15 protein-coding genes (1 of these 15 running past the window's edge) are annotated in these 15,320 nt (G+C 65.4%); 5 read left to right on the top strand and 10 right to left on the bottom strand.

Annotated elements, in window-relative coordinates:
* Both HU772_RS05975 and HU772_RS05970 read left to right on the top strand, forming a co-directional pair.
* Positions 1-733: the 3' portion of a diguanylate cyclase gene (locus HU772_RS05975; protein ID WP_186662239.1), read on the top strand. The gene continues 344 nt to the left of window position 1, outside the view; the window shows 733 of its 1,077 coding nt (coding positions 345-1,077); the start codon falls outside the window, past its left edge; the stop codon is at positions 731-733.
* A gap of 52 nt (positions 734-785) precedes the next feature.
* On the top strand, positions 786-3,368 hold the full coding sequence (locus HU772_RS05970; RefSeq protein WP_186662240.1) for a bifunctional diguanylate cyclase/phosphodiesterase: 2,583 nt from the start codon (positions 786-788) through the stop codon (positions 3,366-3,368).
* Here HU772_RS05970 and HU772_RS05965 read toward each other — a convergent pair.
* Both HU772_RS05965 and HU772_RS05960 read right to left on the bottom strand, forming a co-directional pair.
* The gene (locus HU772_RS05965; protein WP_186662241.1) at positions 3,353-3,685 is read right to left on the bottom strand and encodes a DUF2025 family protein; all 333 of its coding nucleotides are present in this window, start codon (positions 3,683-3,685) and stop codon (positions 3,353-3,355) included. The genes HU772_RS05970 and HU772_RS05965 overlap by 16 nt on opposite strands.
* A gap of 178 nt (positions 3,686-3,863) precedes the next feature.
* Entirely contained in the window at positions 3,864-4,781 is a 918-nt protein-coding gene (locus HU772_RS05960) for a LysR family transcriptional regulator (RefSeq protein WP_186662242.1), read from the bottom strand.
* Positions 4,782-4,897: 116 nt separating this feature from the next.
* Between HU772_RS05960 and HU772_RS05955 the strand changes: the two genes are divergently transcribed.
* Positions 4,898-5,656, top strand: coding sequence for an SDR family NAD(P)-dependent oxidoreductase (locus HU772_RS05955; protein WP_186662243.1), 759 nt, complete (start codon positions 4,898-4,900; stop codon positions 5,654-5,656).
* 49 nt (positions 5,657-5,705) lie between these two features.
* Here HU772_RS05955 and HU772_RS05950 read toward each other — a convergent pair whose 3' ends face one another.
* A complete protein-coding gene (locus HU772_RS05950; RefSeq protein WP_186662244.1) occupies positions 5,706-6,485 on the bottom strand; it encodes a LysR family transcriptional regulator in 780 nt (259 codons plus the stop codon).
* 101 nt (positions 6,486-6,586) lie between these two features.
* Here HU772_RS05950 and HU772_RS05945 point away from each other — a divergent pair, with 101 nt between their 5' ends.
* On the top strand, positions 6,587-7,315 hold the full coding sequence (locus tag HU772_RS05945) for an SDR family oxidoreductase (RefSeq protein WP_186662245.1): 729 nt from the start codon (positions 6,587-6,589) through the stop codon (positions 7,313-7,315).
* 76 nt (positions 7,316-7,391) lie between these two features.
* Here the strand turns inward: HU772_RS05945 and HU772_RS05940 are convergent, their stop codons facing one another.
* The 7 genes from HU772_RS05940 to HU772_RS05915 all read right to left on the bottom strand — a co-directional run bounded on the left by HU772_RS05940 (position 7,392) and on the right by HU772_RS05915 (position 12,251).
* The gene (locus tag HU772_RS05940) at positions 7,392-8,252 is read right to left on the bottom strand and encodes an efflux RND transporter periplasmic adaptor subunit (protein WP_186662246.1); all 861 of its coding nucleotides are present in this window, start codon (positions 8,250-8,252) and stop codon (positions 7,392-7,394) included.
* An 11-nt stretch (positions 8,253-8,263) separates the two neighbouring features.
* Positions 8,264-8,470: a DUF1656 domain-containing protein gene (locus tag HU772_RS05935; RefSeq protein ID WP_186662247.1), complete on the bottom strand. Its 207-nt coding sequence runs from the start codon at positions 8,468-8,470 to the stop codon at positions 8,264-8,266.
* On the bottom strand, positions 8,457-10,445 hold the full coding sequence (locus HU772_RS05930; RefSeq protein ID WP_186662248.1) for an FUSC family protein: 1,989 nt from the start codon (positions 10,443-10,445) through the stop codon (positions 8,457-8,459). The genes HU772_RS05935 and HU772_RS05930 overlap by 14 nt, the downstream gene beginning before the upstream one ends.
* A 207-nt stretch (positions 10,446-10,652) precedes the next feature.
* Positions 10,653-10,769: a cytochrome c oxidase subunit CcoM gene (gene ccoM / locus HU772_RS25100; protein ID WP_023629476.1), complete on the bottom strand. Its 117-nt coding sequence runs from the start codon at positions 10,767-10,769 to the stop codon at positions 10,653-10,655.
* A 135-nt stretch (positions 10,770-10,904) separates the two neighbouring features.
* Positions 10,905-11,066, bottom strand: coding sequence for a hypothetical protein (locus HU772_RS05925; protein ID WP_186662249.1), 162 nt, complete (start codon positions 11,064-11,066; stop codon positions 10,905-10,907).
* 60 nt (positions 11,067-11,126) lie between these two features.
* Positions 11,127-11,453, bottom strand: a complete 327-nt coding sequence (locus HU772_RS05920; RefSeq protein WP_186662250.1) for an aspartate-semialdehyde dehydrogenase — start codon at positions 11,451-11,453, stop codon at positions 11,127-11,129.
* A gap of 102 nt (positions 11,454-11,555) precedes the next feature.
* Positions 11,556-12,251, bottom strand: a complete 696-nt coding sequence (locus HU772_RS05915; RefSeq protein ID WP_186662251.1) for a M949_RS01915 family surface polysaccharide biosynthesis protein — start codon at positions 12,249-12,251, stop codon at positions 11,556-11,558.
* A 136-nt stretch (positions 12,252-12,387) separates the two neighbouring features.
* Here HU772_RS05915 and rapA point away from each other — a divergent pair, with 136 nt between their 5' ends.
* Positions 12,388-15,234 (top strand): RNA polymerase-associated protein RapA, encoded by a 2,847-nt coding sequence (rapA, locus tag HU772_RS05910; protein ID WP_186662252.1) that lies wholly within the window; start codon positions 12,388-12,390, stop codon positions 15,232-15,234.
* The last annotated feature ends 86 nt before the right edge of the window (positions 15,235-15,320 follow it).

Here is a 15,320-nt window from a genome sequence, read left to right as displayed (position 1 = left end):
GCGCGTGCTGCTGCGGGGCCTGCTGGCCCAGGTGTGCGGCATGCTGCTAGCTACTGCCTTGCTCGGCAGCGGTCTGCAACTGCAAGCCTCGTCGCTGCAGATCCTCGCCTGCCTGCCGATGCTCACTCTCTACCCCCTGGCCCTGGGCTGGGTGTGCTACCAACTGGCGATCAAGCTGGCCGAGCACAAGCGCCGCCTCAGCGCGCTGAGCCGTACCGACAGCCTCACCGGCCTACTCAATCATGGCTCCTGGAAAGACACGCTGCTGCTCAAGTTCCAGATCTGCCGGCAACAACAGTTGCCCGCCGTGGTGGCGCTGATCGATATCGACCACTTCAAGACCATCAACGATACCTACGGCCATGTGGTCGGCGATTGCGTGCTGCGCCAGCTCAGCCAGGAACTACGGCGCAACCTGCGTGAAGACGACCTGGCCGGACGCTATGGCGGCGACGAGTTCTGCGTGATCCTGCCGGGCACCCATGAGGCCCAGGCTTGCCAGGCGATGGAGCGCCTGCGCGAGCGGGTGGGCGCCTACCGCAACCCGCAACTGCCGGCGCTGCGCATTACCCTGAGCATTGGCCTGGCGGACTTCCGGCCCAGCCTGGGCTCCCCGGAGCAATGGCTGGAGGAAGCCGACAAGGCCTTGTACACCGCCAAGCGCCAGGGCCGCGACCAGGTCAATTTCGCCCACGGCGAGGTCACCCCGCTCAAGCTGGCCTATCCTGAGTGAACCTTCCCCCAGGCCCCGGGCGGAAGACTGCTGTTGAAGGAGTCGCCCGTACATGGACAGGAACGCCGACCTTTCACCTTCAAGCCCCACCTCCCGCCTGCAGGTACGTCGCCTGGTCGGTGGTTTCTGCGCGCTGTTCGGCCTCGCCTGCCTGATCGCCCTGGGGGCTTTGTTCAACATCGCCGCGACCCTTGATCGCCAGGAACAACAACGGAGCACCTTCCACGCCACCCAGGCGCTGGAGCAACGGCTGCTCGCCTCGCGCCAGTTCCTCTCGAGCTACGCGGTCTGGGACGCCGCCCAGGAACACCTGGTCGGCAAGGTCGACTGGCAGTGGGCCTACGAAGAAAAGAACGTCGGTGAGTCACTGTTCAGCGCCAGCGGCTATGAAGGCGTGTTCGTGGTAGAGGACACTCGCACCACCTACGCGCTGTTCAAGGGCAAACCCACCGACTCGGCGGCCGGCGCCTATATAGATAGCCCCCTAGCCCCGATCATCGCCGAAGCCCGCAAGGCCGCCCCGGCCCGCGAGCAGGTCACCCACTTCGTGCGTTTCAACGGTTGGCCGGCGGTGCTCAGTGCCGCCGCCATCCGCCCGGACAAGGACGTGCTCGAAAGCGAAGTCAGCCAGGCACCGGTAATGATCTTCGTCGACCAGTTGACCGAGGCCAAGCTGGAACATCTGGGCCAAGGCGCGGGGTTGATGCGCATGCGCCTGGAAAAGAACAACCCGGACAGCCAGCGGCAGCCGCATATAGCCCTGGGCGAGACCGGCTACCACCTGGCGTGGGACAGCCCGCGCCCGGGCAACCAGTTGCTCTGGGCGGTCCTGCCGCCGCTGCTGGGCGTGCTGCTGGTACTGGGCCTGGTGCTGCTGTACCTGTTCCGCCATGCCCTGCGCAGTTCCCAGGCCATCGACCAGAGCCTGCTGCGCCTGCAGCAAAGCAACCGCGCCCTGGAGGCCAGCGAGCAGCGCTTTCGTGCCGTGGCCGAGGCTGCCTCCGACTGGATCTGGGAAACCGACCGTCATCACCGCCTGACCTACCTGTCACAGCGCTTCGTCAGCGTCACCGGCTACCGTGTCGAGGATTGGCTCGGCCAACCGCTGAACCAACTATTGTCCTGCGACACCACCCCCCTGCTGCCCTGGCTCGACACCCAGGCCGACAGCGATCCGCAGCAACTGGCCAACCTGCGCTGCAACTACCGCGATCCCACAGGGCAGAACCGTTACTGCCGGATTTCCGCGCGCTCGATCCTGCTCGAAGGCCATCTCGCCGGCTATCGCGGTACCGCCAGCGACATCACCGACGAGGTCGCCGCCCATGCGCGCATCCAGCATCTGTCGATGCACGATGCGCTGACCGGCCTGCCCAACCGCAACAAACTCTCGCGCCATCTGGAACAGGCCCTGCTGCGTGGCAGCGAGGCACCACCCCTGGCCCTGCTGCTGCTCGACCTGGACAGTTTCAAGCCGATCAACGACTCCCTCGGTCATCCGGCCGGCGACGCGGTACTGCAGGAAGTGGCCACGCGCCTGCGCGAGAGCACCCGTGACGGCGACCTAGTGGCGCGCCTGGGCGGCGACGAGTTCGTCCTGGTGCTGCACGGGCTGGACAACCGCAGCGAGATCGACCGTTTCTGCGCCCGCCTGATCGACCTGTTGCAACAACCCATCACCTTCGAGGAACACCAACTGCACATCGGCGCCAGCGTCGGTATCGCCCAGGCGCGGGCCCAGGGCTTCGATGCCGGCGAGCTGATCCGCTGCGCCGATATCGCCCTGTACCAGGCCAAGGCCGATGGCAAAAATACCTGGCGCTACTTCTCCCCGGAGATGAACCAGCAGATCCAGTACCGCCGGCAACTGGAAAACGACCTGCGCCGCGCCATCAAGCAGCATGAGTTCGTCCTGCACTACCAGCCGCGCTACCGCCTGAATGACCTGCAGATCGTCTCGGTCGAGGCGCTGCTGCGCTGGCAGCACCCGCAGGAAGGCCTGCTCGGGCCGGACACCTTCATCCCGCTGGCCGAGCAGAGCGACTTGATCGTGCCCCTCGGCCGCTGGGTGCTGGCCGAGGCTTGCCGCACGGCCCGCGACTGGCCCGAGGAGCTGGTGGTGTCGGTCAACCTGTCACCGGCGCAGTTCTCCCGCAGCGACGTGGTCGCCGATGTACGCCAGACCCTGCTGCAGACCGGCTTCCCGGCCCAGCGCCTGGAGCTGGAAATCACCGAGAACGTGATGCTCAACGATATCGAAGGCGCCCTGGGTACCATGCTGGCCCTCAAGGAGCTCGGGGTGCGCCTGAACATGGATGACTTCGGCACCGGCTATTCGTCGCTGGGCTACCTGCGCACCTATCCATTCGACAGCATCAAGATCGACAAGCGCTTCATCGCCGGGCTGAGCAACCAGACCGGCAACGACCGGGCGGTGGTCCAGGCCATCATCAACCTGGGCAAGGCCATGGGCCTGACGGTGACCGCCGAAGGGGTGGAGACCGAGCAGCAATTGAAGGCGCTGGGCAACGAGCAGTGCCACGAAGTGCAGGGGTATTACCTGAGCAAGCCGGTGGACCGCGCAGGCTTCGAGGCACTGCTGGCAGGGCGCGAAGCGCGTCAGGACGTGAGCTGACGCACGTTGCGCTCGGCCACGATCTCCGGCAGATCGGCACGGCGTAGGTAAAGCCGCAAGGGCTCGCCGATGTTCAAGCGGTCGTCCACGTGTTGCTCAAGCAGCAGCGCCAGGCGCGCCCGGCACAACGCCATGCGGGTGCCGGCCTCGGGCCGCCAGACGAATTCACAGCTGGGGGTGATGCTGTCATCGGCCACATCCATGCCGAACGCATCTTCGGAAAACCGCACGATATGGGTACCGCGCTTGCCGTGGAAACCGACAAAGCCCTTGAGCTGGTCGGCGGCGTTGCAGATGTCCTGGGAAGTGATAGCCATGACGTTACCTCGCAAAGATTCGGAAGTGACGCACGCCTGGCAAGCGGTCGCCTCTGGCGGGCAACGCGCAGGTGCCAGCCTACCCCATGTGCCAGAGCGTTCGCCAAGGTTTTTCACACATGCGGCCCGCTCCGCCGGGCTGAAGTGTCGAATCCTCTTCGGCGCCCAGGCATCCGGTTCAGTGTTCACTTGCCACAGGATCGACCTGCGCCGCCAGCAATCCCGCCAACCAGCCCATGAACGCCTGGACCCGGCGCGGCACATGGCGCTGGCGAGCATACAAAAGCGATACCGGCATGGCCCGCGCCTGCCAGGGCTCGAGCAGCGACACCAGGTCGCCCCGGCGTAGATGCTCATCGACGCCGACCGCCGGCACCTGGATCAACCCGAGGCCGGCCAGGCAGGCAGCGGAATAGGCTTCGGCGTTATTCACCGTGACCACCCCGGCCATGGCCTGGAAACGCAGTTGGCCCCCTACCTGGTACTCGAAGCCCTGGCTGCGCGCGCCGAGGTTGCGCACATAGTGGACCAGGCGATGGCTGGCCAGGTCCTCAAGATGGCGCGGTACGCCAAAGCGCTCGAGGTACCCGGGGCTGGCGCAGTTGCGCATGCTCAACTGCCCTACCGGTCGCGCCACCACATCCAGGTCGCTCAAGGCGCCAATGCGCATCACGCAGTCGAAACCTTCGCGCAGCAGATCGACCTGACGGTCGGTGCAGCTGATTTCCACATCCAGCCGCGGAAAACGTTCGAGAAACTGCGGCAAGGCCGGCACGATCAAGCGCCGCGCCATCATGGTTGGCAGGTCGATGCGCAGGCGCCCGGCAAGCTCGGCGTCATCGGCGCTGAACAGGCTTTCGATCTCGTCCATGCCCGACAGCAGGTCCTTGCTGCGCTCGTACAACAAGGCGCCATCCTGGGTTGTCTGTACCCGACGGGTGGTGCGGTTGAACAAGCGCGTGCCCAGCAGGTTCTCCAACGCCCGAACCTGTTCGGACACAGTCGAGCGTGGCAGGCCCAGGCTCTCGCCGGCGAGGGTGAAACTGCTGAGTTCGCTGACTCTGACAAAAGTGCGCAGCAGGTCAAGCTTGTTCATCACGGGGCTCTATTATCTGGATTTACCGAACAGTATTTCCGGATTCCGTGGATTTAACAGCCACTTCCCGATCAATAACCTTGTCGTCAGCCACCCCACATACCGAGGTAACCGACATGACTCGCAAGATCGCACTGATCACCGGCGCCAGCCGCGGCTTGGGCAAGCACACCGCCGAACACCTGGCCGCCCGCGGCATCGACATCATCGGCACCTACCACAGCAAAGCCGACGAGGCCCGTGCCGTGGCCGCCGCGCTGCAACAAACCGGCGTGCGCGCCACGATGCTGCAGCTGGATGTCAGCGACAGCGCCAGCTTCGCCGCCTTCGTCACGCGCCTTGGCGACACCCTCGAGCAGCAGTTCGGCCGGCGCCAACTGGACTATCTGGTGAACAACGCCGGCATCGGCCTGAACGTGCCCTTCAGCGAAACCAGCGAAGCGCAGTTCGACCAACTGCTGAACATCCAGCTCAAAGGCCCGTTCTTCCTGACCCAACGCCTGCTGCCGCTGCTCGCCGATGGCGGGCGCATCGTCAACATCTCCACCGGCTTGACCCGCTTCGCCTTGCCCGGCTATGCCGCCTACGCGGCCATGAAGGGGGCGATGGAAGTGCTGACCCGCTACCAGGCCAAGGAGCTGGGTGCACGCGGCATCCGCGTGAACATCCTGGCCCCGGGGGCCATCGAGACCGATTTCGGCGGCGGCGTGGTGCGCGACAACCAGCAGGTCAACGACTATATCGCCGACAACACGGCGCTGAGACGCGTCGGCCTGCCCGATGATATCGGCGCGGCCATCGCCCTGTTGCTTGAGGACGGGAATGGCTGGATCACGGGGCAGCGGCTGGAGGTGTCTGGGGGGATGTTCCTCTAGGCGTTGTTCAGTCAATGCACAGTTCCTGATTCGTGGCACAAGGCCGCGCCTACAGGCGACCGAGGGCCTGATGCAACGCCGCCACGGCGGGCAGGGCCAAGGCTTCATGGGAGATGCACAGCCCGACCCGACGCCGCAGCGCCAGGCCGCTGCCTGATTGCCAGTAGACACCCGGGCAGCGCTCGGCCAGGGATTGCGGCAACCAGGCCGCGCCCTGCCCGGCGGCGACCATGGCCAGAGCCAAGTGCAACGAACCGGCCTGGCCGACCTGTTCGCCCTCGCCATACAAGCCCATCAAGCGCTGGTGCGAAGGGTGCTGCGGACAACTGATCCAGCGCCCGTCCGGCTGGCTGCCGCTGGCCGTCACCAACACGAACGCTTCGTCCCACAGCGACAGGAACAGTTCGTCCTCGCAGCGCTGGGCCTCGTCGGCCAGCCGCACATCGCCGTCACAACCCTCCAGCAAGGTCAATTGCAACCCGGCCACCGCCTGGCTGGCCAGGCGCACACAGGCCTCGACCTGGGTCGGTGCGATATCGGCCTCGACGCCCAGCGCCAACGACACCCGCTCCTGCCCCAGGCGAAACCGCCGGCGCAACGCCTCGGCCTCGGCGACCATGCGACAGGCCTGGGGATACAACTCGCGCGCCTGTTCGCTGACGTCGACCCCACGGGCCTGGCGCAGGAACAGTTCGGCACCCAGATCCTCCTCCAGTTGGCGAATGGTCACCGACAAGGTCGGCTGGGCCACGCACAGGCGCTGGGCGGCTACAGTGATGTTGCGCGCTTCGAAAACCGCGATGAATGCCTTGAGATGACGGATATCCATAGATAAAACCGATGCCAGCCAGAGAAATAAGCCGTTTTTCATGGTAGCGAGCGCTACTTAGAATCCTGGCCATCGAAAGCGATTATGCCTGGGAGGCAACCATGAACAAACCTCTGATCATCATCACCGGCGCCAGCTCCGGCATCGGCGCCGCCACCGCCCGCCTGTTCAGCGCCGCTGGCCATCCGTTGCTGCTCCTCGCCCGGCGCCTGGAACGCCTCGAGGCCCTGGCGCTGCCAAACTGCCTGTGCCGCGCCGTGGACATCCGCGATCGCGCGGCGCTGCTCGCCGCAGTGCATGAAGCCGAGGCGCTGCACGGCCCAGCCGACGCGTTGGTGAACAACGCCGGCGTGATGCTGCTGGGGCAGATGCACGAGCAAGATCCAGAACAGTGGGAGCGTATGTTCGACATCAACGTCAAGGGCTTGCTCAACGGCGTGCATGCGCTGGTCGGCGGCATGATCGAACGCCGTCGGGGCACGCTGATCAACGTCAGTTCGGTGGCCGGGCGCAAGACCTTCCCTAACCATGTCGCCTATGTGGGCAGCAAGTTCGCCGTGCATGGGTTGTCGGAAAACCTGCGCGAAGAACTGGCACCGCACAATGTGCGGGTGGTGACCATCGCCCCTGGCGCAGTGGAAACCGAGTTGCTCGGGCATACCACCGATGAAGGCATCAAGCGCGACTACGAGGCGTGGAAGGCCAACGACATGGGCGGCGTGGTGCTGGCGGCGGAGGATGTGGCCGGGGCGATCGTCTGGGCCTACCAGCAGCCGCAGCAGGTGTGCATCCGCGAGATCGTGCTGGCGGCCACCGCTCAGCAGCCTTGAGCTCGGTGTATCAGGGGCAATTCCCCAGCGGTCATCGCCGCTCGAGGTAGTGTTGCCCCGATACCATACGCTTGCCTTATCGCACCTCGTGCACCTGCACGCTGGCGGTCATCCCGGCGCTCAAGGTCACCTCTTCGGGAACCTGGTCCAAGCGGATGCGCACCGGGATCCGCTGCGCCAGCCGCACCCAGTTGAAAGTCGGTTCCACCTCGGGCAGCAGTTGTCCGTCCGGGGTCGAGTTGCGGTCAGTGATGCCGCGGCTGATGCTCTCGACATGCCCCTGCATCGCTTCGCCCGCGCCCATCAGCCAGACCTTGACCGGATCGCCAACGCGAATCCGCGGCAACTTGGTCTCCTCGAAATACGCCTGGATATAAAAGGTGGCATCGTCCACCAGGGCCATTACCGATTGTCCGGTGTTGACGAAGTTACCCTCGGCCAGGCGCAGGTTGGTGATATGCCCGCCCCGCGGAGCGCGCACTTCGCTGCGGGCCAGGTTGATCTTCGCCACCTGCAACTGCGCCTCGGCCTCATGCAGTTCGCCACGGGCGACGGCGGCGTTGATCTGGGCGTTCTCACGCAGCTCGGCGCTGATCGCCTCCGGCCCCAGCGCAGTGCGCCGGGCGGCTTCGCGATCACGCAGGCGCAATTGCTGGGTACGGGTCTCGACCACCGCGCTGGCCTGGTCGAACGCCGCCTGGAAACGCTCACGGTCGATGCTCATCAGCAAGTCGCCGGCCTTGACCTGCTGGTTGTCATGCACCTTGAGCGCGCTGACCCAACCCGACACATCCGGAGCAATCACCACCACGTCGGCCCGCACCCGGGCATCCCGGGTCCAGGGCGTGAGCATGTAGTACTGCCAGAGCTGATAACCGGCAAATACAGCGACCGCCACCAAGCACAGGGTGACCAGGGTACGTACGGCTGCACGCATCGACTTACTCCTCACAAAGGGCCAAACAGCCGCACCACCAGGTACAGCACACACACGAACAATGCTGTGTCGAACAGCGCTTCATGCCAGATCCAGCGCCCCAGGGGCGTGGCCTGCACGACGAAGCGCAACAGCCCGGTCAGCACCAGGGCCATCACGACATAGATCAGGAACGGGCTGAGCAGCACCCCGCCCAGCGCCCACTCACGCATGCCCATGGACATCCTCCTGCCAGCGGCACCACTTGCCCCAGCTCTTGCGCAATTGCAGCACCGCGCCGATCGCCAGGCGCAGCGGGTCGCTGGGCGGCTGCTGGCGCAAAGCCTCGATGAACTGCTCGCTGGCAGCGTCCAGGCGCTGACCACGGCCCGGCGCCGGGCCATTGGCGAGCACCGCCTCGAGCTGTTGCAGGTACTGGCGCTCGGCATGGCCCAGAGGCGCCTGGGCCATGGCCAGGCACATACGCAGGTGCACCAGTTCATCGCCGATGTCGAGGCCATGCAGGCCGTCGTCCCAACGCCGGCGCTCGGCCTCGGGCAGCTCGCTGGCATGCCGTGCCAGTTGCATCAAACGGTCAGCCATGCGCCCGCCGAACCAACTGTCGGCGCCCCGCAGGTCGCGCCGCGTGAGGCGCACCAGGTCGCTCTGCGTGGCGGCGCGCAGGCGCCGGCCAAGCCAGGCCGGGTGGCGCAGCACCAACAGGCGAAACGCCAGGACCGCCGCCCCCACGCCCAGCAACATGGCCTGGGCGCTGTTGAGCATGCTGGCCACATCGAAATGCATGGCGTTGAGCGGTGCCACCAACACGACGAAATGCAGGCAATAGGATGTGGCAGTGGCTCCGGTACGGGGATGGGCCATGCCCAGTGCACCGAAGAACAGCGGCACGCCCATGCCCAGACAGAGCATGGCGAAGCTGCTCCACTGTGGCAGCAGGATCTGCCCCACCAGGAACGCCAGCGGGATCGCCAGGACAATCCCGCGCAAGAAACTGAGGCCGATCTGCGCGCCGTTCTCGCGACTGGCGAACAAGCTGCAGACCACGCAGGTCAACACCAGCCCGCCCGGCGCCGAGGGCCAGGCGGTGGCCAGCCAGAAGCTGCTCATGGCCAGGAATGCCAAGGCGCTGCGCGCTCCGAACAACAAGGCCAGGGGCAAGTCGCGATGGGCAGCCAAGCGTTGCGACACGTTCTTGGGCGCCCTGCCCTGCTCCACATCCTCAAGCGCCTGGGTGGCGGCCATGGCGTAGTCCAGCAGCAGGGTCAGACGCGCCAGCCCATAATGCTCGGCAGCGCTGATCCGTTCATCATGGGCCGCATCCCACACTCGCTGGCGCAGCAGCAGCAGGCTGGCTTGATCAGCGCTGGCCAACCCGGCACGGGCCTCGTCCAGCCAGGGTGCCAGGTGCACGGCCTCGGCGTCGTCCAATTGCCGCCACTGTCGGCGCACTGATCGGGAAATCCGCAACAACACCATCAGTGCTTGGCTCAGGCCACGAATCGCCCGGGCCCGTTGGCGACCGCGATTACCCTCGAACCAGGCATGCTCGCGCTGGGCGTCGATGGCGACGATACGCCCGAGACTGTCGAGCAAACCCTGGCGGGCCTGGTCTTCGCCACCGAGCATGGCGCTGGCCGCCTGCAGGCCATTCTGCCAGGCCTGGCGCGCCTGCACGGCGAGCTGCTGCTCGACCCGCATCGGCCAGATCAGCGCGCTACTGGCCGTGGCGCAACAGATGCCCAGGCAGATCTCGGTACAACGCGCCACCGCCTGGTCGAACACCTGCAAGGGATGGTCGATCGCCGGCAAGGCAATGATTGCCACCGTGTAACCGGCCAGCACGAAGGCATAGGCCCAGGCGCTGCGCAGTTGGGTCGAGGCGGCGGTACACAGCGCCAGCCACAGGGCCAGGGTCAGCAGGAACAGCCAGGGCGTCTGGGCGAACAGGCCGATGAACAGCACCGACATGCAGGTACCGACCAGTGTGCCGGCCAGCCGCGCCAGGCCCTTCTGCACCACCATGCCCGACAATGGCTGGGCGACGATGAAGGCGGTCATCAATGCCCAGGAAGGCTGCTCCAGACCCCAGCGCATGGCCAACCACAACGCCAGGCCGCCACCAAGCAAAGTCTTGATGGCAAACGTGACGGCAAGGCGACTGGGTGCGAACAGGACCTGGAAGGTGATGGGCACGAAACGGACCTTGGGGACGCTGGGCTGGTAGGAAGAAAGATAGACAATGGCAGGCAGGATAAAGCGCAGCCATATAATTAGCTAGCTACTCATCTTGTTTTTTGCAGAATCCCAACCGAGCGGTACCGCCATGAGAAAATCCAGGCAAAAAAAATGGGCGACCGAAGTCGCCCTAAATGCCTTGCGTGCTCGTGAACCCGGAACGATTCAGCGCTGATTGCGCTTTTTCGAATCCTTCCAGATGAAAATGCCCAGACCGGCGAAGAACGCCAACATCAATCCGACCGTTACCACACCTGCGATAACCACGTTGTCGAAGAACATGTCGGCCCCTCCCTTGGTGTGCCGTCATCCGATGGGTGCAAGGTAACCAATGGTGGGAGGGGGAAAATTGACCGGAGTCAAAGGTGCCCGGGGCCGGGCACGCAAGGCGGGTGCAGGTTTGACCTGAATCAGTTTTTAACGCTTCTTGGGCTTGCCCTTGGGCTTTTTCTTCTTGGCCTGGCCCAGTGGCATGGCCTGCTCGAAGGCCTGACGCATGTCGTTCAGGCGCTTGTCGTTGAGGTCGTGGATACGTTTGGCGCGCTCGGCACCGAAGTCGATCAGGTTGTCTTGGCTCATGGGCGGGCTCGACGGACAGCAGAGGCCTTCATGATGCAGGCAAGCGTGGAAGCTGACTAGTCAGACTTCGATATCCACCAGCAAGCCCTGGCGCGTACGCTCGCCCAACGGCGCCACCGGCACGGTGTTGTCGGCGTTGACTTCATCGCCCGGCATGGCCTCGTAGCGTTCCCCTTCGGCCTGCTCGCGCCGCTGTTGCTGGCGGCGCTGCTCGTCGCGCAGCAACAGTACCTGCTCCTCGGGATCGCGATGGCGCTTGAGATCGACGCTGGCGTCACTGGAGGCAGCCTGCGCTGGCACCACCGGGGGAATGGTCGGCGGCGGCTTGACCGGATCCTGTTGCGAGGTCACGGGGGCGGCACTGAGCGGGATGATCGGCGGCAGCATGCAATGGTCTCCTGTGGCCACTGTGTCGGCCGCCGCAACGCCGCCTTGAATAGCCGCGGGCAACGGTGTGCGGTGCGTCACAACCGCCAGTATAGACTGGGGCTATTCGCCATCGTCGTCGGGGCCGTCATCGGACGGTGTGACCGCGTCGCTCCAAGGCCGCTTGTAGACCTGCTGCCATACCGCGTCCATATGTTCGCGCAGTACTTGTGGCGCGGTCTTCAACGAGGCACTGTCCTCGCGCTCGCCGCCGAACGGGTCCTCGCCGGGTGGGGTGATCAACGACTGCCCGGTGATGCTGTACACCGCCTGGCCTTCGCGCATTTCGATGGCGATGTCGTGCGGGTCGATCCCACCGCCACAAAAGGAGTGACTGGCAACGGTCACTTCGGCAACGCCATCCTTGTTCAGGTCGCTGACATCACTGACGTCGGCATAGAAGTCCACATCCAGGTCGAGGCCGGCGCAGGTGGTTTCCTGTTCGATCTGCCAGCGCGACTTGAACGCATCGCCACTGGCGGCGCGGCCATACAAGGTGGCCTTGAGCACCACCTTGTCGACCTCCTCTTCGGTGTCCGGGTCGGTGGCCTGGCCGTCGGCCCGGCTTAGCACCAACAGGCCCTCGCCCTCGCGATCATGGAAGTGCACGCTCTTGATCGGCGTCTGCACGCCGAGCACTTCCAGCTGCTCCACCGGGATCGGCGGCAGGATCTCGAAGCTTTTCTGTTCGCAGGCGGCCAGCAGCGCCAGGCTGCCCAGGCCCAAGGAGAGGTTCAACCAACGGTGCGTGGCAAACATGTGGCGCGTGGCCCTCGTGACGGGACGGTGTGCGTCGATGAACACGCTAGACTCTTTACTCGCTTGAGTAATCTTTGGTCTGACGCAGCCGATCCGGTAACATGACCGGCTTTTTCATCGCGGGAGTTTTGGCAGTATGGCGCAGCAGTATCAACCGGGGCAACGCTGGATCAGCGACAGCGAAGCCGAGCTCGGTCTTGGGACCATCCTGGCGCAGGATGGCCGCCTGTTGACCGTGCTCTACCCGGCCACGGGCGACACCCGCCAGTACTCGCTACGCAATGCGCCGCTGACCCGCGTGCGCTTCTCGCCGGGCGACCAGATCACCCACTTCGAGGGCTGGAAGCTGACCGTGCGCGAAGTCGACGACGTCGATGGCCTGCTGGTCTATCACGGCATCGACCCGCAGAACCAGCCACGCACGCTGCCAGAGACCCAGCTGTCCAACTTCATCCAGTTCCGCCTGGCCAGCGACCGCCTGTTCGCCGGGCAGATCGACCCGTTGTCGTGGTTCTCGCTGCGTTACAACACCCTGCAGCACACCAGCAAGCAGATGCTCTCCAACCTGTGGGGCCTGGGCGGCGTGCGTGCGCAACCGATCGCCCACCAGTTGCACATCGCCCGTGAAGTGGCCGACCGTATCGCCCCGCGCGTATTGCTGGCCGACGAAGTGGGCCTGGGCAAGACCATCGAGGCCGGCCTGGTGATCCACCGCCAGCTGTTGTCCGGTCGCGCCAGCCGCGTGCTGATCCTGGTGCCGGAGAACCTGCAGCACCAATGGCTGGTGGAAATGCGTCGACGCTTCAACCTGCAAGTGGCGCTGTTCGACGCCGAGCGCTTCATCGAAAGCGACGCCAGCAACCCGTTCGAGGATGCCCAGTTGGCGCTGGTCGCCCTGGAGTGGCTGGTGGACGACGAAAAGGCCCAGGACGCGCTGTTCGCCGCCGGCTGGGACCTGATGGTGGTCGACGAAGCCCACCACCTGGTCTGGCACGAGGAACAGGCCAGCCCCGAGTACGCCCTGGTCGAGCAACTGGCCCAGGTCATCCCTGGCGTGCTGCTGCTCACCGCCACCCCCGAGCAACTTGGCCAGGACAGCCACTTCGCCCGCCTGCGCCTGCTCGACCCCAACCGTTTCCATGACCTGGCCGCGTTCCGCGCCGAGAGCGACAACTATCGCCCGGTGGCCGAAGCGGTACAGGAACTGCTCGACGAGGGCCGCCTGTCGCCCAAGGCCCACGCCACCATCCAGGGCTTCCTTGGCGCCGAAGGCGAAGCCTTGCTGGCCGCGGTCACCGATGGCGACAGCCAGGCCAGTGCGCGCCTGATCCGCGAACTGCTCGACCGCCATGGCACCGGTCGCGTGCTGTTCCGCAACACCCGCGCGGCGATCCAGGGCTTCCCCGAGCGCCAACTGCACCCCTACCCGCTGGCCAACCCCGTGCAATACGCCGAGCTGCCGTCAGGCGAGCGCGCCGAGCTATACCCGGAAGTGGCCTTCCAGGCCCAGGGCGAGGTGGCCGACGACGAGCGCTGGTGGCGCTTCGATCCACGGGTCGACTGGCTGATCGACACCTTGAAGATGCTCAAGCGCACCAAGGTCCTGGTGATCTGCGCCCACGCCGAAACCGCCATGGACCTGGAAGACGCCCTGCGCGTGCGCTCCGGCATCCCGGCCACGGTGTTCCACGAGGGCATGAGCATCCTCGAGCGTGACCGCGCCGCCGCCTATTTCGCCGATGAAGAGTTTGGCGCCCAGGTGCTGATCTGCTCCGAGATCGGCAGCGAGGGCCGCAACTTCCAGTTCGCCCATCACCTGGTGATGTTCGACCTGCCGGCCCACCCGGACCTGCTCGAGCAGCGCATCGGCCGCCTCGACCGGATCGGCCAGAAGCACACTATCGAGCTGCACATCCCGTACCTGCAGGACAGCCCGCAGCAGCGCCTGTTCCAGTGGTACCACGAAGGCCTCAACGCCTTCCTCAATACCTGCCCGACCGGCAACGCCCTGCAGCACCAGTTCGGCCCGCGCCTGCTGGCGCAATTGCCTGGTGGCGACGACAAAGGCTGGGACAAACTGGTGGCCGAGGCCCGCGCCGAGCGCGAACGCCTGGAGGCCGAGCTGCACACCGGTCGCGACCGCTTGCTGGAACTCAACTCCGGCGGTGCCGGCGAAGGTCAGGCACTGGTCGAGGCAATCCTCGAGCAGGACGATCAGTTCGCCCTGCCGATCTACATGGAAACCCTGTTCGACGCCTTCGGCATCGACAGCGAGGACCACTCGGAAAACGCCCTGGTGCTCAAGCCGAGCGAGAAGATGCTCGACGCCAGCTTCCCGCTGGGCGACGACGAAGGCGTGACCATCACCTACGACCGCGGCCAGGCGCTGTCGCGCGAGGACATGCAGTTCCTCACCTGGGAGCACCCGATGGTCCAGGGCGGCATGGACTTGGTGCTGTCCGGCTCGATGGGCAATACCGCCGTGGCGCTGATCAAGAACAAGGCGCTCAAGCCCGGCACCGTGCTGCTCGAACTGCTCTACGTCAGCGAAGTGGTGGCTCCGCGCAGCCTGCAGCTGGGCCGCTACCTGCCGCCAGCGGCGCTGCGCTGCCTGCTCGATGCCAACGGCAACGACCTGGGTCCGCGGGTGGCCTTCGAAACCCTCAACGACCAGCTCGAAAGCGTGCCCAAGGCCAGCGCCAACAAGTTCGTCCAAGCCCAGCGCGATGTGCTGGCCAAGCGCATCGCCGCCGGCGAGGCCAAGGTCCTGCCCACCCACGAAGAACGCGTGGCCCAGGCCCAGCAGCGCCTTACCGCCGAAACCGACGAAGAACTGGCACGCCTGACCGCACTCAAGGCCGTCAACCCGAGCGTGCGGGACAGCGAGATCGACGCCCTGCGCCAGCAGCGTGAAGCCAGCCTGGCGGCCCTGGAAAAAGCCGCCCTGCGCCTTGAGGCGATCCGGGTGCTTGTCGCGGGTTGATCTCTATAGAGGTCATCGCGGGGCAAGCCCGCTCCCACGAGCCCGTTAGGGATTCGTGGGAGCGGGCTTGCCCCGCGCTCGCTTCA

This window comes from Pseudomonas xantholysinigenes (genome assembly GCF_014268885.2).
Classification (GTDB): domain Bacteria; phylum Pseudomonadota; class Gammaproteobacteria; order Pseudomonadales; family Pseudomonadaceae; genus Aquipseudomonas; species Aquipseudomonas xantholysinigenes.
The sequence above is the reverse complement of the archived record's forward strand: the minus strand, read 5'-3'. Positions and strand labels throughout refer to the sequence as shown.